This is a genomic window from Eximiradius sp., assembly GCA_937127445.1.
In the GTDB taxonomy this organism is placed as follows: Bacteria; Bacteroidota; Ignavibacteria; order Kapaibacteriales; family UBA2268; genus JAKIZO01.
In genome coordinates this window covers 13,927-37,160 of the sequence record CAKZLY010000013.1, presented here as the reverse complement: position 1 = coordinate 37,160, position 23,234 = coordinate 13,927, and the positions used below count along the sequence as shown (strand labels likewise).

Genomic DNA, 23,234 nt, shown 5'->3' with positions numbered 1-23,234 from the left:
ATAAGAAAAAAAATTTTTTTTTCAAATTTTTAGTTTGATTTTCGTCTTACCAAATAATATATTTGCAATATTAATTAAAGTATTATTAACAAATTTAAAGGAACTGCTTGAAATCTGCATTTGTAGTTGGAAACCCAAATTTTGGGAAACAAAGTCAAACAAAAGAACCACAAAGAAAGCACAGAATTAACAATGAAATCACTGCAAAAGAAGTTCGCGTTGTAGATAGTGACGGCGGTATGCTGGGAATAATGAATATCAAAGATGCTTTGAAATTAGCAGAAGAACGTGAAATTGATTTAGTAGAAATTGCCCCACAAGCCAATCCACCTGTTTGTAAATTAATCGATTACGGCAAATTTTCTTACGAACTCCAAAAGAAAGAGAAACAAATCAAAAAGAATTCCACCGCTTCTCAGATGAAGGAAATTAGATTTAAGTCGCGTACTGCTTCGCACGACTTTAATTTCAAGCTCAAACACGCTCGCGCTTTTATCGAAGAGGGCAGCAAAGTCAAGGCTTCTGTTATTTTCCGTGGTCGAGAGATTGTTCACACTGATATTGGCAAAGAACTTCTCGAAAAATTTATCGAAGAAATGTCCGATATTGCCAAAGTTGATTCACCTCTGAAATTCGAAGGGAAAAACCTCTCGGTTATTCTCTCACCGGCAAAAACTAAAAAAGCAAAACCAACGAAAGAAGAAAATAAATCTTAATATTTTTATTGAATTCAAATAAATCCTAATAGAGGCTGTTTTTAACCTTCCGAAGGTTCCAAGCCTTCGGAAGGTTCGTGTTTTTATTATCCCGTTTACATATAAACACCATTATATAGTGCAGTTAGGACCCGTTCACTTTGTTGCCGGCTTTCAAAAAGCCTGTGGTTGTTTTTTTGAATTAAAGATGATAATGAGATTAATAGTAAATGTAGCTGTATTGATATTTTTCAAGCAAATTCCCATTCAAATCTGCAACTGTTTCGATTGAAATAAGCCCGTACTTGTTATAATAGAATGTTCTAATTCTCTGGATTGAGCCGTTCTTATCATAATTTATGATTTGCAAGGCTTTTTCCTCTTGCTTGTAGTTCAAAGATTCTTTCGTAATAATCGTTTCGCTGGAATTCTTTTCGCTTACTGTTCGCTCAACTAAACTTCCATTGTTGTACAAATAAGCATATTCATAGTGTAAAATAGTCCCAACCTGTAAATTTTGGACTTCCTTTCTCAGCACATTGCCGTGAGCATCATAGGTATATATTTCTTTCGATATGATTTTTCCATCGACAGAAATTTGTGTCTTTTCTTTGATTTTTCCGTTTTCATCTACAATGGATAGCACCCGCGAAATACCTGTTAAATTCCCACTTTCATCAAAACTTTTCTGCTCTTCTGTTGTTTTTGTTTTATCATATAAATATTCGGAATAAAATTTAACTTTACCGTTTGAATAATATTCTGTATAATCTATAATTTTCTGGTCGGTTGAGTAATTTTTCTTGTATAAAATTTGTTTTTCTGACTGATTAGATAAATTAACTTTGTATTTTGTTTCAGTTTTAATTTTAATCGAAGTTATGTCTTCTACAGGGTTATCTACAACTCCACAACTTGTTAGTAATAAAACTATAAGGGAAAATATTGGTAAAACTTTTTTCATAATAACCCTTGAAACTAATCAAATAAACTTAACAAGAAATTTTCAAAAAATCAATAATTTTTTTACTTATTTTTGTATTTTATTTAAATAAGTATTGCATATGAACAACGAACAGATACAGGATATAGAAGAAGAAGGTGGATTGGGCTTTTGGGACCACGTCGAAGAACTCAGACAGCGAATAATTTTTTCTGTAATAGGGATAATAATCGGTTGCATAATTGCGGGTATATTTATTGGCGATATTATGGATTTAGTATTGCTAAAGCCAGCCGCAAGTGCTAAACTTGATTTGCAAAATCTAAAGCCTTTCGGACAACCATTTCTTTACTTTAAAGTTATTCTTGTCGTTGGGATAATCTTTTCGTTTCCATTTACGCTCTATCAGCTCTGGGCTTTTATCAAACCTGCACTTTACGAACACGAGAAACGATGGGTGTCGACGATTACTTTTTTTACTTCGCTATGCTTTTTCATAGGTGTTGCATTTTCTTACTTTGTGATGATACCTTCTATGCTTTCATTCGCAGCAAGCTTCGGTAGCGAAAAAATAAAAAACATCATTGATATTAATGAATATTTCAGCTTTTTAACAATGATTCTTCTTGCTTCTGGAATATTATTCGAAATGCCGATGATTAGCTTTGTTCTTTCCCGATTTGGAATAATTACTCCCAAAATGCTCAGAAAATATTGGCGTCATTCTGTTGTGGTTATCCTTATTCTTGCTGCTGTGATTACTCCGACACCTGACCCCATTAGCCAGCTGATATTTGCTGCACCCCTGTTTTTACTTTACGAAATTAGCATTTGGGTGGCAGCCTTTGGCTTGCAAAAGCGGCAAGCATCGGAAGCCGCAAGCGATAATCAAAATGCATAACCTATGCCAAAGTGATAAACTGTGTGGGAAAATGCTTTTCGCCTTCCTGTCGGGTCGTACAACGGAGTTGCAACATCAAGTCGGAACGGACCTATTGGAGTGATATATCCAATGCCGAACCCTGCCGATACTGCTAATTTTACGAAGTAATCTGCAAATTTCATTTTGTAGTCCTCCACTCCGACAAACCAATCAAACGCATTCCCGAAATCGGCAAATGTTGTAAATGTAATGTTGCTTAAATGTTCTGCAAGGAATTCGTTCAACCAGCGGTAATAAGAAAATCTATATCTAAATTCCAGACTCCCTTCGAGTAATCCTGCATTCCCGATGAAATTTTGCATATATTGGTAAGTTCTATTCGACCCGAAAGTTTGCGAAGTGATTTTGGTGTAGCGTAGTGTACGCGACGCCCATCCACGAACGCTATTGCTTCCACCTGCAAAAAATTGACGTTCAATTGGGACATATACATTTGCCTCCTGCATCAATTTTATCGCTCCAAATCGTCCTTTTGCTGCAAAAACTAAATTATCGCTTATCGAGAAATACTGACTATGCAGAAAATGCACCCGAAAGTACCTTGCTATACCCGAAATTGATGGGTGCGATAAAAATATATTCCATCCATCAATATTTATCAATGTATACGAACCTTTGCTCGGATTGAACACATCGTTCTTTTTATCACTAACTAAATTGATGCCCATAGTATTAGAAGTCCAGAGATGAAAATCTGGTTCGTTTAGATATTGATACAGGTTGTTGTATAAATAAAATGATTCGATAACGCGTAATGAATCTTCTGGGTTTGTTGTCCGACGCGATGCCTCGGCTATTGCTGTATTGTAATTTACCGGATTTTCACGTTCAAACGTAAAATCTATACTTACTGAATTAAAAAATGTTTTCTTTGGCAATACAAGCGAGAAACGTATAGGAAACTGCAAAGTATTCAACTGAAATAGATTATATACCTTACGAATTGAATAATTCAAACTTGTTGTAGCTGCAATGCGTGTTTTGTCCACTATCCACAGCAGCGGCTGGTAAAACCTGACACCCACAAGCATCTCATAATCTAAATTATCAATATTTTGCAGCGTTTTCCCTACATCTTTGAACGAAAAGCTCGAATAGAAAGAACCATTTTGAGCATTACCAAACAGGTTTCGATGGCTTATGTTCCCTTCGATACCCGCATTAAAGTTTGTCATAGGTGTGCGATTCGAAAACAATGCCAAACTCCATTCCTTTTGCTTTCTATATACTGTTTTCAAACAAAAATTTACAACTGAATCCTTATCGCGATTATTGCAAGTATCAATTTCAACAGATTCGAAAGTTCCAAGAGTAAGCAAATTTTCAATTGATGAATTTACTTTGCTACGGCTATACCAATCACCTTTATATATTTCAAATTGCCGACGCTTCATTTCGTGAGTAACAATATGCTGTTGGCGTGTTGAATCGATAAAATACAAATCCCCAAAAATTATTCTTTTCCCCAAATTAAAAAATACTGTAACGCTGTCTTTCTTTTCAAGTGTGTCGATATCTACGTTAGGTCGCCTGTAAGTTGCGGAATAATAACCGTTGTTTAAAAGCGCTTCGTAAATTGTGTCTATTCTTTCAAAAATTGCTTGCTCGTTGAAAAATTCAATTTTAGGCAGCCTGTTAAGTTGATTGTTAATTTTATTTATCACATCGTCAGGTAACTTTTCAAGTCCAAGCAGCGAAAGAGTGTCCAACTTATAGCGCTTGCCCTCGGAAATAAGAAAATTCAATGTATTTTGCCGCTTTTGATAGTCTGGAACAATCACGATTCGCAGTCGGACATCGTGAAAACCATGAATATTGTAGTATTGCCAAATAGCAACTGAATCAGATTCAATAAGTTTGCTGTCGAAAATGCTTATTTCGTGCTCGAGCGATTTAATAGCTGTGCTAATTTCACGCATTAATATGCGTGGTGCAGCTTTGTTCTTCTTGCTTTCGTTTAGATATGTTTGCAATACTTTATGTGGGAAACTTCGGTTTGTCTCTTTTGTTTGAATGATATTACGCAATTGATTTTCAGAAAAATATGAATTGCCTGAAAAGCGTATCATTCCTATTTCGTATTGTCCGGGAAAGCGAACCGATGGGACTAACTTTTGAGTAGTAAATTGGCTGCCAAACGCAATTTGAGATAAAAAACACAGCCAAAAAACATATGTTGCTGTATATTTTAATGAAATTTTCAATCTAATTTGCTTCCGGCAATAAGACAAAAAACGTTGTCCCATTTACATTCGTGTTTCTTTCGGCCCAGATTTTGCCTCCATTTTTCTCGACCATCTCTTTGCATAAAATTAAGCCCAACCCCGAACCCTTTTCATTCTTTGTTCCCAAAGATGAATGATGTTTATCGATTTTAAAGAGTTTTGCTTTCACTTCGTCCGAAATTCCAACGCCTGTATCGATAACTTTTAGCAAGATTCCGTTGTCTGAATATTCCGATTTGAAAGTGATTTTCCCACCTTCGAATGTAAACTTGATTGCATTTGTAAGCAAATTGTGTATTACTGACGTTATCATCTGCTTATCAACAAATACATTATGTTCCGGCAGTATGTCGTTAATTATTTCAATCTCTTTTTTGTCTGCATTTGCTTGAAGAAGCGAAGCCACCTCCTTAGTAGTTCTCATTAGATTTACCTTAATAGGTTGTGGGAGTAACCTTTGAGTTTGTATGCTTGCCCATTGCAGAAGATTTTCAAGTAAAATATATTGATTTTTCAATGTCTGGTGCATTTTTTTTATCAGGTCGATTATTTCCTCTTGATTCATTGATTCTCCTTCTTGCGAGAGCAAATCAGTAAGCCCAAGCAAACCGCTGAATGGTCCCCGCAAGTCGTGGGCAATAATTGAGAAGAATTTATCTTTGGTTGCATTGAGTTCCATTAGTTCTTCGTTCTGCTTTGCAATTAAATCACGCGATTTTTTCAATTCCAGTTGCGTCATTACTCGCGCAAGCAATTCACCCGAATTAAACGGCTTGGTAACATAATCGACGGCTCCTACCTCAAAACCTTTGATTATGTCCTCGGGCTGAGTTTTTGCTGTCAGAAAAATTACAGGTATATCCTGAGTTTCTGGATTTGATTTCAATTTCTGGCAAACAGTAATTCCGCTCATACCCGGCATCATTATATCAAGCAAAATCAAGTCTGGCTTGTTGTATTGAACGGTTTCCAGTGCTTCTTCACCGTTGGTTGCAAACCCGATGTCTAAGCCTTTTTGTAGCAATACGTTTCCCAATACCTGCAAGTTCTCGGGTATATCATCTACAATTAGCACCGAACCTTTTGTTGTACCTCCGTTCATCTCTCTATTGCTTTTTTATATTATTGATTAATACATTAAAGTCATTGAAAATTTGGATAATTCTATCAATTTTGAATGCATTTGCCTGCTTTATCAATTCATTTGCGAATTCAACTGCTTTCGGATAATTATGCTTCTTCCCAAAGTTTAACAATTTTTCAGCAAAGCTTTTAATTTTACTAATATATAAAGATTTTTTAACAATTTGAAATTCCGGTAGAATATTCTCGGTGAAATCATTTATCATTTCATCCGTAATTTCGTTGATAATCTCGTCCACCGATTGATAAATAACTATATCTTCGCTGCTTCCTACTTTTTCTTCTTGGGAATGCCTCAAAAATCGTGCAAGCTCGTTCAGCAATTGTTGCTTTGTAACTGGTTTCCTTAAATATCCATCGAACATTTCTAAAATTTCATCAACTTCTTCTTTTATAGCAGATGCCGTAAGAGCTATAATTGGAATATGGCTTGTTGAAGGATTGCTCTTAATGATTTTTCTTGCAGTATAGCCATCCATAACGGGCATATGCAAGTCCATAAAAATTATGTCGGGTGAGAACTTCTCTAATATTTCAATTGCCTCTTGTCCATTTATTGCTTCAACAATCTTAAAATTATATGGTTTTAAATAGTATTCAATTACCTGACGATTAGTGTCTACATCTTCAACCAATAGAATTTTGCCGCTTTCGAAATGATATTGAACATTCTGCACAATTTTACTTTCTCTTTTAGTGTGTATTCCAGCAGCAATACGCACGCCATAGAGTTCAATTGTGAAAGTCGAGCCAATTCCGGGCGTACTATCAAGAAATATTTTCCCACCCATCATTTCAGTTAATCGTTTGGTAATCGACAGACCCAGCCCTGTTCCGCCATATTTGCGAGTGCTTTGACCTTCCTTCTGCTGGAATGCTTCGAAAATTATTTCTTGCTGAGATTTTTCAATCCCAATTCCTGTGTCCTGAACTTTAAGAATAATATCTATTTTGCTTCCTTCTTTATCTGGATCTTTTGCATTTACTACAACTCGAATTTGGCCTTTGTCTGTGAATTTTACAGCATTGCCAACAAGGTTGAATAATATCTGGCGAACTCTTGTTGCATCTAATATTAAAGATTTTGGCAACTTCTCGTCGTAGATTATATCAAAAGCTAAGCCTTTTTCTGTTGTTTTGATTGAGAAAATATCCCGAATTTCATCGATTATGTCTCGTAAACTAACCGCTTCGTATTTGATTTCCATCTTCCCGGCTTCAATTTTGGAAAGGTCTAATATATCATTAATCAATTCAAGAAGATTTTTCCCGCTATTTGTAATACCTGTAATAAAGTCGGAATATTTAGGGTTATCGCCCAGTTCTTCTCTCAGTAATTCAGAGAAACCAAGAATTGCATTCATTGGAGTGCGAATTTCGTGACTCATATTAGCTAAAAACTCGCTTTTTGCTTTGTTTGCAGCAACAGCTGCTTCGCTTGTCTGGCGAATTAATTCAATATCTTCCTCTCGCTCTATTGCTGAACCTATTGCATTTGCTGCTATAGATAAAATTGATATTTCTTTCACCGTCCAATCCCGCTCGTACTTAACACTGTCGAAGCCAATAAAGCCCCAAAGCTTCTCCTTTACAACAATTGGGATAATTAAAAATGATTTGACATCGTGTTCGATTAGCATATTTTGCTCGTTTTCTGGCAATTCGGACACAATTACATTTATAGGTTGTTTCATACAAAGTGGTTTAACAATTGAGGGTATTTTTTCTTCAATAGATAAATTTTGTAATTCCTCTAAATGCGCCTGAGATTGAAGATTTTTGTCGAAATATTCGTATGTTAACCGGAAGAGTTCCCGATTTGTTTCTGCTTGATAATATTTTTCGTAAATATATGCCCTATCGACTTCCACAACCTCGCCAAGTGTAACAACAATTTGTTGCAATATATTCCTGAATGAGTAGTTTTCGAGCAATGCAGTGGAAATTTCGGCTATTGCCTTAAAAATTCTATCTTCTTTCTCGGTCTCCAGCTGTATATGTTTTGCCTGTGTAATATCACGCATAATGCCAACAAGACCTAAAATGTTGGCGTTCTTATCTATAAATGGTATCTTATAAATATCATAAATTAGTTGTTCGCCATTATTTGTTTGGAACCAATATTCATATCGTACAGGCTGGTTCGACTGAATTACGAATTTATCTTTATCAAAAAGTCCATTTGCAGTGTCCTCGTCGAACAATTCTACATCTGTTTTGCTTAAAATATGATTTCTGTTGAGATTTGTAAAATTCTCAAATGCTTGATTAACCATTGTGTAGCGGTATTCGTAATCTTTTATGAAAATCAGGTCAGGAATAGCATCAATTAAAGAATTCAACAACAGGCGTTCTTTATCTAAATTTGCTTCTATCATTTTCCTTTCTTCTATTTCATCTTCGAGTTCTTTGTTTATTTGAAGTAAGTTTTTAGTTGCTTGCTCAACTTCTTTCGAAAGCTGGTCTCGATGGGAAGCAATTGCTTCCTGCATCTTCTTTAACTCTGTTATGTCTCTGACAATCCCAACAACATAATTTCCCTCTTTTGCATCGAACGAAGCTTTCTTCACATACAAAACGTGGTGATTTCCTGAAGTATCAACAAATCCGGTTTCGTAAATATATTCAGAATTCTTATCTAAAACGACTTTATCCGATAATAGATAGTCTTCAGCAAGATCCTTTGGAAATATATCCGTATCAGTTTTTCCAATAATTTCGTCGTATTCTTTTCCGATAAATTTTGTAAGTGCTTTGTTCAGAAGTGTATATTCAGATTTGTTGTTTTTAACAAATAGGGGGTCGGGGATAGCATCAATTATCATCTGCAAAAATTCTTTGTTTTTTATAAGTTCATCTTGAATATGCTTTTCACGAGTTATATCAATCAAATTTGTGTGAATTTGAATGGAATTATTAACAGGATTTCTGAATGAAATGCTTTCGAGCCGACCGAAAAATGTTTCTCCATTGAGACGAACAAACAGAAGTTCGCAACTATCTTTTGCGATACTTGTAGTGAGTTTTTCAAGATATTTTTCGAAAATTTCAGCATATTCTCTATCAACATATTTAGTAAAAGGCTTGTAAGCAATTGTAATTTTATTTTCGTTAAGCATTTTAATTGCTGGGTTATTTGCTTCAAGGATAAATCCATCGCTATTGAGAGTAAAATAACCAGTTGGCGAGTTGTTGTATAGCCTGCTGTATTTATCAATTAAAACTTCAAGTTCAGAGCGAGTTCGAATAAGTTCCTGATTTTGTAATTCAAGCTCATATTGATAAACTTGAATTTCGTAGAATGCATCTTTTATGCTTTGCAATTCTTTTTCGTCGAGAATGGGACCGCTTTTGCTTAGCAATTTTTCTGCTTTTTGGCGGATTTTTGACATTTCTATTTGTTTATCCATAGGGAGAACCAATTAAATCAATTAAAAATAATTAATATATTAAAAATCAAAAAGTTATAAAATATACAAAAAATATAATATATAATAAACTGAATTTTTAATTCTGATTTTGTTTTTTTCTAAATATTGATATAGAATAATTTTAAAAAAACAAAAAGAGGTTGCCTGTTTTAAGACAACCCCTTTGATAAAAGTCTATTGAAAACCTTATTTCTTATTTGGTTCGTTTTCACGCAATCCGATGAGAATATTTCGAGCAATTTGTTCTGCAATCATTTTTTGTATATGGTCGCCGCTTGTGACAAATTCTTGAATTGACTTTTCTACACGGTTGCGAATAATTTCAGAAGTCTGACCAACCAGAGCATTTGTAAGTTGATGAATATCGGCTTGCTGGCTACGCAAAGCTTCCAGCTGGCTGCGATTTGCGTCTTCCATCTTTTTGAGCATCTTGTCCATACGCTCTTCTTCTTCTGTGTAGATAAGAGTGAATGCCAATAATGAAAGCATAGTGAATTCAAGAATAATTGCCAACAAAATGATTGACGGACGTGATGCGGGGATAAACTTCAAACCACGAATACCAACTGCAACGATAAGTAATGCCGCACCGCCATAAGCAAGACCTGTAACGAAGTTTGCATATTTTTCAGTAAAGTGGTGCGACATATATAAACGCAAGCCGTGCAAGAAATGAGAACGATTTCTTCGCCAAATCAAACCATTCTTTGTATCGATGATTTCTTTCAATACGAAATCAGAGAAGTATTCTTTAATACGTGTGTAGATTGCTTCATTACGGAAAAACACAATATCGGTATCTTCGTCGAAAACATCTTCAAAACGTGTGCTTTGATATGGTGATGAACCTTCGTCGGTTACTGTTCTTTCCCATATAGTTCTGAAAGCACCGCGAACCTCGTTCAATTCTTTTTCTCTTAATTTATCATCGGGCATAATGAGCAGCTCAATAATGTCGTCGCTAAATCCAGTTTGCAAACGCAATTTAACCTTTGTTGCATCAATTTGTCTATCGAAGAGTACTGCCATAAGACCAATGCTTGATGGCATAAACATCGAAATCCACGATGCTAATGCAAGCGAGAAAATTAATGATAAGAACCAGAATGCAACCCACGGTTCCAAAATAATCGCGTTTTCTCCAAGCAAAGGTGATTTTGCATAAAACTCATTTGAACTTTTTACATATCCGTGCTCTTTTTCAGTTCTTGCTCTGAAAGTAAAATCAAATATGTATTCTCTGTTAATTAATTCACGTGAAATTTCAACTTGTTTGCCCTGCAATTTTGCTTCGTTATCAAGCGATGTCGAAGCCCATACCGAACCATCGAATTTAACAAAGCCAATTTTTTCACGTTGATCGCCGCTTGGCTCGAATAGTTTTACAACAAATTGAGATATGCCAACTGGAATTAATTTAAATTGGAATAGCAAGAAAAAAGCAACTACCATTGCGCCCCATACTATAATATGCGGCATCCCAATTTTGAACTTCTTGGCTCTTGTTGAAAATTGTGCTTTTGACATTAGAGTTCAACTCCTTTAATAAACAACTTTATTTTAAAAAAATCGTTCTATTATTGTAGTAATAATTATTACAAATTTGATTTTTCACATATAATTTATTCTTTGTTCATAACAATTTAAAAAAAAAATCGAATTATAAAAGATAAAAATAATAAAAAATCATTTTTTTTAGAAAAAACTTTATTGCCTAATGTTCGTCTCAACATTTTTATTTAGTATTTGTTTTGATAATGAAGAGAATTACTGATTTACACGTTCATACAAATTGCTCGGACGGAATTTTTTCACCAGAAGAATTACTTGCAAAAGCCATCGAGCATAAAATTACTCATATTAGCATCACAGATCACGATAACTTAGATGGATATAAAACTGCTCTTCAAAGCAAATTTATTAACCAAATCGAGATAATTTCTGGGATTGAATTGAGTTGTTCCGAAAATCAACTCGAATATCATTTGCTCGGATACGATTTCGATATTGAAAACAAAGATCTATCCAAGCATATTAACAAATTCAGGGACATCAGAATTGTGCGTGCGAAAAATATGCACAACAAATTGCTCGGACTTGGTATTCATATCAATTTCGACGATATTCTGGAAATTGCCGGCGATGCACCAATTGCCCGACCACACATTGCAAAAGCCATCACTTCTGCCGGCTACGCGGAAAACTATTATGAAGCGTTCAGCAAATTTATTGGCGACGATGCCCCGGCTTACGAACCGAAAATAAATTTCCCTGTTGCCGAGGGAATTAAACTAATTCGGGCGGCGGGCGGTGTTGCCGTGCTTGCTCATCCTGCAAACTTTGTTGATGAAGATACTTTGCACAATTTTATTAAAGTAGGTCTCGATGGAATTGAAGTAGTTCATCCTATGCATAGTATTACACAACGGAATAAGTATAAAGCAATTGCATGTAAATACAACATCTTGCAAACAGGCGGCTCCGATTTTCACGGCAACCGCCCAACTGACGAACTTAATTTTGGTAATGAGGTTGTATCTGCTGATGTATTCTATAAAATATTAGAAATTAGCAAATCAAGGAAACGCCGCAAATTCCTATTCTTTTAAATCAACTGTGAAGCGAATATTTAAATCAAAGTTTGTTTTTATAAATGGAAAATGATATTTATCCAGCGAACCTGCAACATTCCCATAAGTCGTTCTTATATAAAAATATGGGCTCCTCAGAATATGCTCCGAAATTTGGTCTGATATTTCTTTTGGGATGTCTTTAATCTGATGCGCTTTCCTATAATAATCTCGAATATTTACATTAGAGAATCTTCCGAGCTCGTATTCAGGAATAGTTGGATCGGGTTCGAAATCTGCCGGATTCTCCGAATTTTCGTTCCCAGCAATAGGTCGAGCAAAAACAAGTGTGTAGATAATGTAATCTAATTGAAGCAAATCTTTGTTCGGATCGTATGGCTGGTTGTTTTCCAGAACAAGCGAATCAATCCAATAGTTAAATTGAAGCAATTGTGACTTTTTTATTCTTTCCTTATTTTCATGATATTCTTTGTATTTATTTAAATTTGAAAAATCAAGCGACTGGCTCGGAACCGCTCTATTGAGATAAAATGTATTGATCTTTACAATCATCTGAAAATGAAACGAGCTGAAACTATCCACTGTATCTTGATAGCAGCCGCCTAACATCAATAATGCTATTATTATTGCGAATTTTTTCATTTTTTGTCTCCTATTTTACTGGTATCTTAACTTCTATAATAACTGTACGGCTGTAAAAGCGTCCTTCGGGTAAATCATTGTTGTAAAGTAATACTTTTTCGCCCGAACCAATCGTTGCAGCGTCTGGTCGCCCGAGTGCCTTGCTTGCAGATATTGCACGCGAAAGCGATAGCTTTTCATTATAACTATCATTGCCCATTCTATCGGTGTATCCAGTGATTTTCACAATTGAATTATCGGGCATTTCTTTTTTTATCATATCGATGATTTTCATATTGTTGCTCGAAAGCGTTGCTTTATCGAAATCGAACAGAATCAAATCATACACATTTGTTATTGTATCGCCTGATTTTGCCGTTTCCTTACTTATAGTTTTCAGTTCGACTGGCAAGGTTTTTACATCAGTTATATAATGATTGCCTTCTTTATCGTTGACCGATAAATTAAATTGCATATTATGCTTAATTAAAGCTTTTGCTGTCTCGTCATCTCTAACAAACCAATCATCGAAATTAATTTGTTCGCCTTTGCCGTATATTTCTCTTACTTTTCGGGTGCTTGCTGTTACTACGAGATGCCAATCAGCAATCCCTGCATCCGAAACAACATTCGGGCGGAATCTGATAATTGGTGGGAGTATCAATCGAGTTGTATCCTGAATGACCGATGGAGCAATGATTTCCCAGTCGTTCGAAGAAATTTCCACGCGACGATTTTCGGCAATACCGTCTGGGTCTTTGGTATTCGAAGCTTTTTCAGGCAAATTGCGGGCAACAGTTTTAACACGATTAGGCTCAATCCCCCAAACTTCAACAAGATATTTCTTCACATTATCAGCTCGATTTTGCGCAAGTTGTCGGTTGTTGCGTTCTGCTCCAACTCCCGAATTAGTCCCCGTAAGCGTAATATTTGCATCAGGGTTCTTTTTAAGCCTCATACCAATAATATTGAGAATTCTGTGATAGACATCAAGTGCGTTTCCTTCGGATACATCTTTTGCAATCATACGTTTTGCTGAGTCAGCTGTAATTCGTTCATAACGTACGGGAATATCGGCAGAATTATCATCAAAAAATATCATTGGCAATAGTGGGGAAATATGTTTTGAGATATTTTCTTCCATTTTTATTGTCAGAAGTGGCTTTTCAGTGCCATTCTCTACTGCATAAGCAGCTATATCGGCTGTAAGTTGTGTCTTTTTCTCTTCGATTTTGACTTCTGGTTGCTCAATTGTTGGCTGCTCGAACATAATTTCTTCAGCGAAAGTAGGTTCAGGAATTGGTTCTGGTTCTGGTGCAGGTGGTGGTGGCGGTGATGGCGGCTGTTTTTCCTTTGTTTCAATCAAATATAGCGAAAATCCTGCCGATAGCACTGGCTGCGAAGCATAATATGCTGAAGCACTAAACTCCATTGCAGATAATTTATACGACACCCCCCCGCCAATTCTGAATTTTGTGTAACTTTCAATATTAAAATTAAATGGACGGGCTTCTCTTATTTCTGGATATGGACTGTTTATTAATTCCAAATCGTCGCTTTGCTCTTTAATTGCGCGAAACTTCCCGCTGAAATCTTCGTATTGCATTGCCGCAGTTACGTAAAAATTCTCAGTAATTTCATAACTGTAATGTGTGCCAACTGCAAACGAAGTAATTTCAAACCCGGGCAACCGCTTCATAGAATGATACGCAAAATGCAATGCAAGAGAATTGCTATTGTCCTCGAACAAATTGAATAATTTGTCAATATTTTGATTGATCGCTATAGTGTAATATGTGAAATTGCTTCCGTCTATCGGAACAGAAATAAATCGCCCGCGAAACTGCGTCCTTGTTGGCAATCCCATAAATACTTGCAGAACGGGTAGCCCGGACATAAAGTTAATATTATTACCTTCAATAAAAGCAACTGAACGGTAGAACGAATCCGGTGCAAAATGATTCTGTGGTGCTGCAAATATTGCAGTTGAGCGTCCGCCGTAAATTGTAGGCTGCTGCCAGGTACCTTTGACGTTGTGTATTATTGTGCCGTCTTTTTTCACAGCAGTAAGAACCCTGTCGGTGTTCCCGTAAAGGTCCGGAAGTTCTGCTTCGTAAGTTCTTTGGCTATTTGGTATATGCATTCCCATTACGTTAATGTCAATTCCAAGCGTGAAAGTCTTTTTGTAATCTGCTTTGGTAAATAATCCTGAATTAAAACTTTCCCCGAGAGTTGTGAAAAGCGGTTTCAGATAACCTTGTGCATGCTGAGATGTGAACAAAGTGAATTCCCTGCTTATTTCTATCTCTTTGGCAGCGCGCGAATCGATAAAGATTATTGTACTTAAAAATATAAACAGTAAAATTTTTTTCATTTGCAATTCCTATTAATATTGGTGGTTTAATTTATTGACTATCAAAATAAGTAATTTATTTTACAATATATTATGAATTAGAGTAAATGTAAAATAAATAAGGAATAATTCATTTTGAATTAATAGATATTAACGGCTTCTTCAATTATTTTTTTTGCAACAGGAAGTGCCTTTCTACTTGCAATTAGCACTTCATCGTGCGAAATCACACTTGTTGCTACTTCAACTAACGTGTTGGTAATTAAAGAAATCCCTAAATTATCAATCCCCAGTTGTGAAGCAACTTTTGCTTCAATTATTGTGCTCATACCTACGCAATCTGCACCTATCCGGCGGAAAAAACGAATCTCGGCTGGTGTTTCGTAGGTCGGTCCTGATGTGCTTAAATAAACGCCTTCTTGAAACGGTATTTTGCTATCTGTAAGTTTTTTGATTAATTTATTGTTCCAACTTCTCGAAAAAATATCTTGTTTTATTTCATAAGTTTGAAACAAACAAGCCTCGCTTTTATAAAGAAAATTAATTGTATCTCGGATAATTACACAATCACCAACATTATAGAATTGATTTAGCCCACCCGCCGCATTCGTAAAAATCATCTTATCTATTCCAAGCAAACCTGCTAAAATTGAGACCGAAGCAACTTCTCCCACACTAAATTTTTCATAAAAATGAAATCGTCCGCTAAATACCATACACAATTTATTAGCAATTTCTACAAATATGAGGTTCCCTTTGTGTCCTATGGCTGTGGGTTGTGGAAAATTGGGGATTTGCGAATACGAAATTTCTTCGAGCAAACAGTTACCCTCAAAAAGCTCTCCAAATCCGCTTCCTGCAACTATTGCTGTATGAATTTTATTGGGAAAATATTTATTAACAAACTCGGCTGATTTAGAATATTTCTCTAAAATTTCTTTACGTAAAATAGATTTCATTTCATCAAACAAAGTAATAGACAATAGGGCATTCCCGTGTGTATTCGATTATATTGCGTTTTGCGTTTGTTTTGAGCGTGATATTTATTTTATATTTATTTCTTTTCAGAAAATCAAGAGCAATATCAATATATTCACCCAGCGCAAGTTTTCGAAAACATAGATAATCAGATTTATTTACAATATCAATCTTATCTCTGAAAATAAAAATATAATAGTCGTTATCTATTCGCAATTCAATAAAATCATCCTCTTCGAGTGTTCTTTCCAACTCAAACCGAAAGAAAAGTGCATCAGAATTATTGCCTATATAGAGACGTTTGAGAAACTCGCCGCTTTGGTGCATCGTTGTCATCACACCCGCAGTATTGAACCTTGCTGAATATTCCCACTCGGGCGTTTCTGACGATTTACCATTGCAGCGTGGGAAAATCTGTTTCGTTGCTGCAACATATTGCTGGTATGTGTCTATTAACGATATTGGCGAAAGCAAACTAATAGGAATTTCTATTCCCATCAATTCGTATATTCTTTGAAGATGTCTTCGGAAAAGTATGTCGAAATCTGCTTTGTTCGGAGCATTGTGTTCAGGACCATACCACCAGAACCAATCTGAACCCTCAGCAATATAGATTTCCCGCATTACTTCCTGTAAAATCTCATCTTTTAGACTATGTTTATTGAATTCAACTTCTGTGCGGGTACGCGAGAGCATTTTCCACGCTGTTATATCATCACGATGCCCAATCCATATGCCAAAATTAGCATTTATCCAGGAACCGGCGTGAATGTGACTAAACACTTTCGAGTGTTCGGGATGAAGTGCCCCAACTGCTTCCGAACAAGTTATAGTCTTATATTTTTCTTCATTGCTTAAATCACCAAACAAGTGGTTAAGAAAATCTATGCCGTTGTTTTTGTAGAATTCCCAACAATTTTCTCCGTCCAGAATAACAGTTACAGCGGCAAAGTCGAGTGCGTCTTCGCCATAGAGCCGAACAATTTCGTTGCGAATGCTGTCCAGATGCGAACAAAATTCGTCAGCTGCTTCTTTTGCGTCCCAATTTGAATATACAAAGCCAATTCTATCAGAGAGGAAGCGGTCACGGAATAGCAAACGTATTTCCAGATTCTTTTCGTTGTTTCTGTATATCTGTGGGAAAAACTTCATAGTATCGTAGAAACTATTGCCAGCTGTTTCTTTGAGCATTTGTTCATCAGTCGCAGCCCAACGAATATTTTGCTCTACAAGCATATCACAAGTTGCATCCGATAGCGAACCCTCCGAGGGCCACACACCAGCAGGCAAAGTCCCAAATTTCTCTTTATAAATGTTAATTCCTTTTTCAATTTGTGCTTGTGCATCTTCCGGATAACGAAAATCCAATTCTGATAAATCCAGCCACGGCATTGCTTCCAGAGCGCTCCGCGTATCTATAAGCAATGGCAAAATCGGGTGATATTCAGGCGAACAAGATATTTCTACCTGCCCACGCTCCATTAGCTCTTTCATTAGCGGGGCAACCTTTGCCATGACTTTTTGGTGATAGTCCAATACGTAGCATTTGTCTTCCTCAGTAAAATTGCGATTTTTGGCAATCAAGCCCTGAATTTTTTCGTCCTGTTTGGATATTTCGCCGACCCACGCTAAATTATACCAAACCTGCAAATCAAGAAAATCTTGATTGCTAAAATCTACGCCTGATTGCTTCTTTTGATATAGTTCTAAATATCGTTTGTGCGGTTTAATTAAATTTTCATAGTTTATTACAAAAAATTGTTTCAATATTTCTTTCTTATCATTTTCTGTCAGAATAGAAGGAGATTTCTCTGTTAATACTTGAACTCTATCTTTGACCTTCCCGCTTAAATATTCATCGATTTGCAACATCAGAGAAGGGGCAAAATTAAATGTTTGTTTCAAATTTGGATATGATTTAAGCAGATAAGGCAAATCGAAATAATCTTTTACCGCGTGCATACGAACCCACGGAAGAATAAATTCATTCTCCCATTTATAATATGGCTGATGCTGATGCCATAAAAAAGCTACACGCAGTGGTTTCATTAATTTCTCAATTTGATAAAGCTAAGTATCTGTAAAAACATAAATTATTAAATAATATTTTAAAAAACAAGTTATTGTTTTTTAATAAACTTAATTTTCTCCACTTTTGTATTTGATTTTACAACAGCAAAATACATACCAGATTTTAATCTACTTGCATCGATTTCAATTATTCCTTGTTCAATTTCTGTCCCGTCAATTTCAAGTTGTTCGGTGACAATTTCTTTTCCTGAGAAAAGTTGATTGCCAAGCATATCAAATACATCAATTTTCAGAGTTTGCGAGGACTTTACTTTCGAGTAAGGTATATATACTATTTTCGAAGCAGGATTGGGATATGGCGAGGCAACCACAAAATTACTGCCTGAATTGATTTTCACTGTTTCAAGTAGCAAACGAGCATCGCAACGAGTATCTCCAAAATACTTGTTTGGCACAGAAAATGCAACAAGCGGTATTATGTGGTCGTTGCACACATCTTCTATAATCAAAGTATCTCGCTCAAAATTTAGCGAACGCGGAGAATAACAAACCGCTATTTCTCTTTCCTCGCCTGCTGCTATATAAATTGGTAATTGGCTTTGTGGTATCGAAAATGACAGTTTATAAAATAAATATGGGTCATCAATTGTGTAATCCAACTGACTTATATTTTTTACTTTAATCTTTGAGCAGGACAAATCTGGATAATGCACACTATCAACAAAAAATTCTTTGCTCGATAGTTGAACAAATAGTCTATTTGTTTCGTTGCGAACCGTAATTTCTATTGCTTCGGTAACTCCAACACAACCATTTCTATCTACCACAGCAGCCAGAAATTTCCCGCTTTCGCCAATTTTTAGAAACTGGCCACTGGCAATTTGTCTGCCCTGCTCGTCGAACCATTCGACAATCGGAAAATCTGGTATCACTTGCAGCAAAACACTATCACCCGTGCAAACATTCGTCCTCCCGAGCGGAATGATTTTCGGTCCCGGCAAAGGATTGAAAACAATTGTATAATCTAATGTATCGACGCAACCGAAAGCGTCCTCGGCTGTAACCCTGATTTTTTCACTTTTGGTTAATAATATCTCGCTCCCTGTTTCTCCATTGCTCCAACGAATATTGCTGTGATTGGAAATCACTTTCACCGAAACAGTATCTCCCTCGCAAGGCGATGATTTGCTCGGTTGGAGAACAATTTTGTCGGCTTGGCGGACTTGGATTTCGATTTCGCCCGAGTATGCGTATTCACATTCAGAATTTTCCACATATACACTATATCGCCCACTTTTATAGACTTTTATTGATCTTGTCGTTTCGCCTGTGGACCACCGAATAACTTTGTAATTGCCTTCTACAACAAGTTCAACTGTATCTCCCTGACAAATTTTGTTTTGTCCCAGCAATACAATATTGGGCTGAGGAATTGAATTTCGACGCAATCTATAAAGCCCTTCTCCTGCCAGCCAACCAGTTGTATCGTCTATAAACCAAATATCATCGAGATTTTTCCCAAATGGGATACCGCAATTTCGCAGCTCCCAAGTTTTGCCACCGTCGGAGGTGTAGTATACCTCACGATTCAATCCACAAGCCCAACCGCAAAGGCTATCCAACAAAAACGAACCATACATTGAACCATTTGTAATATAATCTCGCCAGTTGCCTCCCATATTCGTAGAAAAGCGAATACCGCCACGATTTGTTGTCGTTCCATCGCAAGAGAGAGAATAGGGAAGAAGCAAAGATCTACCTTTGTGAGTTATTTCTTCGTGCCAATCCAACCCACCTGTCCTACTAAAAACTGACCAACTATTACCCATATTTGTCGTTCGCCAAACTAATCCACTACTTACAGCATATCCAGTTCCGTTAGGATATACAATACAATCCGCAAGTTTTGTATTTGGATAGAAGAAATCATAGGAAGTCCAATTTTGCCCGCCGTTTGTTGTTTTGAAAAATTTCTGATATCCTACACAATTCCCGCCAATCACAAATCCTAAGTTCTCATCGACAAAATATGTGCCCCATAGCAATACATCATCAACACGCGGTGAAATATCCATCCAAGTTGCTCCACCATTCATTGATTTAAATATTTTCCCTTCGCCTGAACAATATCCAATCAATGGAGAAACAAAATGAATGCTTTCAATTTGATTTATTTCTGGTATTTGTGTCCCTTGCCAGGTTTGCCCACCATCATTTGTGCGTATCACCTTTCCTTCGTAACCGCACACCCAACCATATTGCGGATTGCTTTCCAGAAAATATACATCGAGCCAGTAGCTTTGTCTATATAAAGCAGGCATATTAATAACTTCTTCCCAGTAGCTATATGCAGCCTGAAATGCAAATACAATTAATATGGCAATTATTTTCAGTCTCATCAATAAATATACACTTAAAACAATAAAAAATTACACTTGAATTACGAAGTAAACGAAAATAGGTTTTACTTTATTTCTTTTTTCAGATCACTAAGGATTTTAAGAGCTTCGATCGGTGTAATATTATCGACGTCAATTGATTTGATTTTTTCACGCAAGATGTCGTCCTTGACCTCGAAAATCGATAGTTGTTGGTATGATTGCCATTTCTGCCGTGTCTTTATTCTGCTAATATCAGGTTTATGTCCGCTTTGGGGTTCGCTTGTGTGGCCCTCGAATAATTTCATAATTTCGTTTGCTCGCTCGATAATTTTCAAGGGAAGTCCAGCCATTTGTGCAACGTGAATACCGAATGAATGATCGCTGCCGCCGCTTGAAACCTTGTGAGTGAATACAACGTTTCCTTCGGTCTCGATAACTTCGACGCGGTAATTTTTTATTCCCGCGTATCGTTCTGCCATATCGTTGAGTTCGTGGTAATGGGTTGCAAACAGCGTCTTGGCTTTAATTTCATTATGTATATATTCCGCAATAGCCCAAGCAATTGAAATTCCATCGAAAGTTGCGGTGCCGCGTCCCACTTCGTCGAGTAGTATCAAGCTTCGGCGTGTTGCGTTGTTTATAATATTTGCTGCTTCCTGCATCTCGACCAGAAATGTGCTTTCGCCGCTTGTTATGTTGTCTTGTGCACCCACGCGTGTAAAAATTCTATCTACAATTCCGAATTTTGCCTTCTTCGCCGGAACAAACGAACCCATCTGCCCAAGTAACACGATTAACCCAACCTGCCGCAAATAACAAGATTTGCCGCTCATATTCGGACCCGTGATAATATGTATCATATTGTCCGACGTGTTCATCTTTGTAGAATTCGGGACGAAACTATCGCCTGGGGGAAGCATTCTCTCGACCACTGGGTGACGTCCTTCCTCGATTTCTAATGCTTCATTTGTGTCTATCTCGGGGCGAACGTAGTTATTTTCTCTTGCAACAGTCGAAAAAGAGAGCAAGCAATCAAGCGTTGCAAGATTCTCGGCGTTTTGCTGCAATTTTGGCGATTCTGAATAAATCTTCAGCCGCAATTCTGCAAAAAGCCGCTGTTCAAGCTCAATAATTTTTTCCTCAGCCGATAGTATTTTATTTTCGAAGTCCTTTAAAATAGGTGTTGTGTAGCGTTCTGCGTTGGTTAGGGTTTGCTTGCGTTCGTAATCATCAGGAACTTTGCCTTTATGAGTATGAGTGATTTCTATGTAATAGCCGAATACATTGTTGAAACTGACTTTTAGCGATGGTATTCCTGTGCGGTTGCGCTCTGCTTCCTGAAAGTCCGAAATCCATTTTTTCGCTGAATATTTCGCATTCACATAATCATCAAGTTCAGAGAAAAATCCTTCACGAAAAATATTCCCATTCCCGAAATTTACTGATGGTTCTTCTAATAAGGCTTTTTCTAAAGTTTCGTGCAAGTTTTTCAGTGGGTGAAGCGAATTATTTATTTCGCTGATAAGTGGAGCAGCAAATTCGCTCAAAATTTCCTTTATCTCGGGAATTATTTTCAAAGTGTTGCAGATTGCAACGGCATCCCTTGGGTTTGCTCTTCCGGTGGCGACTTTTGTCGACAAACGTTCCAAATCTGCTGTTTCGCTAAGCTTTCTTCGCAATAATGAACTTGTTTCGAAATTGTTGAAAAGTTCTTCAACAGCAGACAAGCGATAATTTATCTGGTTTATTGCTTTCAGTGGGTGAGTAACCCAGCGCTTCAGCAATCGGCTACCTGCCGAAGTTGATGTTTTGTCCAATACTTTGATTAATGCACCATCTTGCGTTCCTGCAAAAGAATGCGTGATTTCAAGATTTCTACGCGTTGCTGCATCGAGCATCATATAATTAGTTGAGTTATAGTGGCGAATGCACTGCAAATGCCCGATATTTCCATTTTGCATCGTTTTCACATAGTGAAGCACTGCACCGCAGGACACAATCCCGTCGGGCAGTTCGTCTATTCCAAATCCCTTTAAACTTTTCGTCGAGAATGTATCTAAAATCAATTTGCTTGCAAATTCATGATCAAAAAACCAATCTTCGAGCTTAGTTATCGAAGGCTTATAACTCAATTTATTCAATGTTTCCTGAAAGAAAACCAATTGAAATTTTGCTATAATAATTTCCGATGGCACAATCCCTTCGAGCACATCAACAAGCTGCGAGAGAGAAATCTCTGTTGTAAAAAAATCACCTGTCGAAATATCAATTGCTGCTAATCCGATAGTGTTGTTGCGTTTTTTATCTTGCGATAGATAAATTGAAGCAACATAATTGTTCTTGCCAGCATCTAAAACTTTTTCGTAAAGAGCAACTCCCGGAGTAACAACTTCAACAACATCGCGTTTAACAATTCCGCGGGCAAGTTTTGGGTCTTCGAGTTGTTCGCAAACTGCAACTCGGTAGCCCGCGCGAACAAGCTTCGGCAAGTAATTATCCAGTTGGTGATAGGGGAAGCCCGCCAGTGGCATGTCGGCACCTGCTCCATTGTTCCTTTTGGTAAGAGTAATTCCACATACTTTTGCTGTGATGTGAGCATCTTCATTGAAAGTTTCGTAAAAATCACCCAACCGAAATAATAATATAGTATCCGGGTATCGTTCTTTTATCTGTGTATATTGCCGCATCAGCGGGGTTTGTTTCTCTTTCATATCTTTATTATTATATTTCCTAATACAAAATTATTATAAATCTGTCATATATAAAATTCATTTTATTCATACTTAAAACAACTAAAATTTCTGGTATTTTGAGAACAACTATTTAAACAGTATTTTATGGTTTTTTCTACATCTATATTTTTGTTAATTTTGAGTTTATTTGTTGCAGTAAATTTAGA

Annotated in this window: 14 protein-coding genes; 3 read left to right on the top strand and 11 right to left on the bottom strand. The window is 36.6% G+C overall.

What is annotated here, in order from left to right; genetic code table 11:
* Positions 1-107: 107 nt before the first annotated feature.
* Entirely contained in the window at positions 108-716 is a 609-nt protein-coding gene (gene infC, locus AC6QZF_RS02375; RefSeq protein WP_499798278.1) for a translation initiation factor IF-3, read from the top strand.
* A 199-nt stretch (positions 717-915) separates the two neighbouring features.
* Here the strand turns inward: infC and AC6QZF_RS02370 are convergent, their stop codons facing one another.
* Positions 916-1,659 carry a hypothetical protein gene (locus tag AC6QZF_RS02370; RefSeq protein WP_499798277.1) on the bottom strand — a complete coding sequence of 248 codons (744 nt, stop codon included), beginning with the start codon at positions 1,657-1,659 and terminating at the stop codon, positions 916-918.
* A 100-nt stretch (positions 1,660-1,759) separates the two neighbouring features.
* On the opposite strand from AC6QZF_RS02370, the gene tatC reads away from it, so the two are divergent.
* Positions 1,760-2,539 (top strand): twin-arginine translocase subunit TatC, encoded by a 780-nt coding sequence (gene tatC, locus AC6QZF_RS02365; RefSeq protein WP_499798276.1) that lies wholly within the window; start codon positions 1,760-1,762, stop codon positions 2,537-2,539.
* On the opposite strand, the gene AC6QZF_RS02360 is transcribed toward tatC, so the two are convergent.
* The 4 genes from AC6QZF_RS02360 to AC6QZF_RS02345 all read right to left on the bottom strand — a co-directional run bounded on the left by AC6QZF_RS02360 (position 2,527) and on the right by AC6QZF_RS02345 (position 10,907).
* Positions 2,527-4,785: a BamA/OMP85 family outer membrane protein gene (locus tag AC6QZF_RS02360; RefSeq protein WP_499798275.1), complete on the bottom strand. Its 2,259-nt coding sequence runs from the start codon at positions 4,783-4,785 to the stop codon at positions 2,527-2,529. The two genes, tatC and AC6QZF_RS02360, sit on opposite strands and share 13 nt — an antisense overlap.
* A gap of 1 nt (position 4,786) precedes the next feature.
* Positions 4,787-5,908, bottom strand: a complete 1,122-nt coding sequence (locus tag AC6QZF_RS02355; RefSeq protein WP_499798274.1) for a hybrid sensor histidine kinase/response regulator — start codon at positions 5,906-5,908, stop codon at positions 4,787-4,789.
* A 4-nt stretch (positions 5,909-5,912) separates the two neighbouring features.
* Entirely contained in the window at positions 5,913-9,359 is a 3,447-nt protein-coding gene (locus AC6QZF_RS02350) for a PAS domain-containing hybrid sensor histidine kinase/response regulator (protein WP_499798273.1), read from the bottom strand.
* A gap of 207 nt (positions 9,360-9,566) precedes the next feature.
* A complete protein-coding gene (locus tag AC6QZF_RS02345) occupies positions 9,567-10,907 on the bottom strand; it encodes a hypothetical protein (RefSeq protein ID WP_499798272.1) in 1,341 nt (446 codons plus the stop codon).
* A gap of 230 nt (positions 10,908-11,137) precedes the next feature.
* On the opposite strand from AC6QZF_RS02345, the gene AC6QZF_RS02340 reads away from it, so the two are divergent.
* Positions 11,138-11,989, top strand: a complete 852-nt coding sequence (locus AC6QZF_RS02340; RefSeq protein ID WP_499798271.1) for a PHP domain-containing protein — start codon at positions 11,138-11,140, stop codon at positions 11,987-11,989.
* Here the strand turns inward: AC6QZF_RS02340 and AC6QZF_RS02335 are convergent.
* The 6 genes from AC6QZF_RS02335 to mutS form a co-directional block, all read right to left on the bottom strand.
* On the bottom strand, positions 11,978-12,613 hold the full coding sequence (locus AC6QZF_RS02335) for a hypothetical protein (protein WP_499798270.1): 636 nt from the start codon (positions 12,611-12,613) through the stop codon (positions 11,978-11,980). The two genes, AC6QZF_RS02340 and AC6QZF_RS02335, sit on opposite strands and share 12 nt — an antisense overlap.
* 10 nt (positions 12,614-12,623) lie before the next feature.
* Complete coding sequence (locus tag AC6QZF_RS02330) at positions 12,624-14,966, bottom strand: DUF6588 family protein (RefSeq protein ID WP_499798269.1); 2,343 nt, start codon at positions 14,964-14,966, stop codon at positions 12,624-12,626.
* A 119-nt stretch (positions 14,967-15,085) separates the two neighbouring features.
* Positions 15,086-15,904: a purine-nucleoside phosphorylase gene (locus AC6QZF_RS02325; RefSeq protein ID WP_499798268.1), complete on the bottom strand. Its 819-nt coding sequence runs from the start codon at positions 15,902-15,904 to the stop codon at positions 15,086-15,088.
* A 4-nt stretch (positions 15,905-15,908) separates the two neighbouring features.
* Positions 15,909-17,972, bottom strand: a complete 2,064-nt coding sequence (locus AC6QZF_RS02320; RefSeq protein WP_499798267.1) for a glycoside hydrolase family 57 protein — start codon at positions 17,970-17,972, stop codon at positions 15,909-15,911.
* 71 nt (positions 17,973-18,043) lie between these two features.
* Positions 18,044-20,353, bottom strand: coding sequence for a T9SS type A sorting domain-containing protein (locus AC6QZF_RS02315; protein ID WP_499798266.1), 2,310 nt, complete (start codon positions 20,351-20,353; stop codon positions 18,044-18,046).
* A 65-nt stretch (positions 20,354-20,418) separates the two neighbouring features.
* The gene (mutS, locus tag AC6QZF_RS02310; RefSeq protein WP_499798265.1) at positions 20,419-23,046 is read right to left on the bottom strand and encodes a DNA mismatch repair protein MutS; all 2,628 of its coding nucleotides are present in this window, start codon (positions 23,044-23,046) and stop codon (positions 20,419-20,421) included.
* Positions 23,047-23,234 lie beyond the last annotated feature (188 nt).

Excerpts from the sequence above, each read along its gene's own strand:
- AC6QZF_RS02370 (WP_499798277.1), bottom strand. The coding sequence starts at position 1,659 with ATGAAAAAAGTTTTACCAATATTTTCCCTTATAGTTTTATTACTAACA.
- tatC (WP_499798276.1), top strand. The coding sequence starts at position 1,760 with ATGAACAACGAACAGATACAGGATATAGAAGAAGAAGGTGGATTGGGC.
- AC6QZF_RS02355 (WP_499798274.1), bottom strand. The coding sequence starts at position 5,908 with ATGAACGGAGGTACAACAAAAGGTTCGGTGCTAATTGTAGATGATATA.
- AC6QZF_RS02350 (WP_499798273.1), bottom strand. The coding sequence starts at position 9,359 with ATGGATAAACAAATAGAAATGTCAAAAATCCGCCAAAAAGCAGAAAAA.
- AC6QZF_RS02345 (WP_499798272.1), bottom strand. The coding sequence starts at position 10,907 with ATGTCAAAAGCACAATTTTCAACAAGAGCCAAGAAGTTCAAAATTGGG.
- AC6QZF_RS02340 (WP_499798271.1), top strand. The coding sequence starts at position 11,138 with ATGAAGAGAATTACTGATTTACACGTTCATACAAATTGCTCGGACGGA.
- AC6QZF_RS02335 (WP_499798270.1), bottom strand. The coding sequence starts at position 12,613 with ATGAAAAAATTCGCAATAATAATAGCATTATTGATGTTAGGCGGCTGC.
- AC6QZF_RS02330 (WP_499798269.1), bottom strand. The coding sequence starts at position 14,966 with ATGAAAAAAATTTTACTGTTTATATTTTTAAGTACAATAATCTTTATC.
- AC6QZF_RS02325 (WP_499798268.1), bottom strand. The coding sequence starts at position 15,904 with ATGAAATCTATTTTACGTAAAGAAATTTTAGAGAAATATTCTAAATCA.
- AC6QZF_RS02320 (WP_499798267.1), bottom strand. The coding sequence starts at position 17,972 with ATGAAACCACTGCGTGTAGCTTTTTTATGGCATCAGCATCAGCCATAT.
- AC6QZF_RS02315 (WP_499798266.1), bottom strand. The coding sequence starts at position 20,353 with ATGAGACTGAAAATAATTGCCATATTAATTGTATTTGCATTTCAGGCT.
- mutS (WP_499798265.1), bottom strand. The coding sequence starts at position 23,046 with ATGAAAGAGAAACAAACCCCGCTGATGCGGCAATATACACAGATAAAA.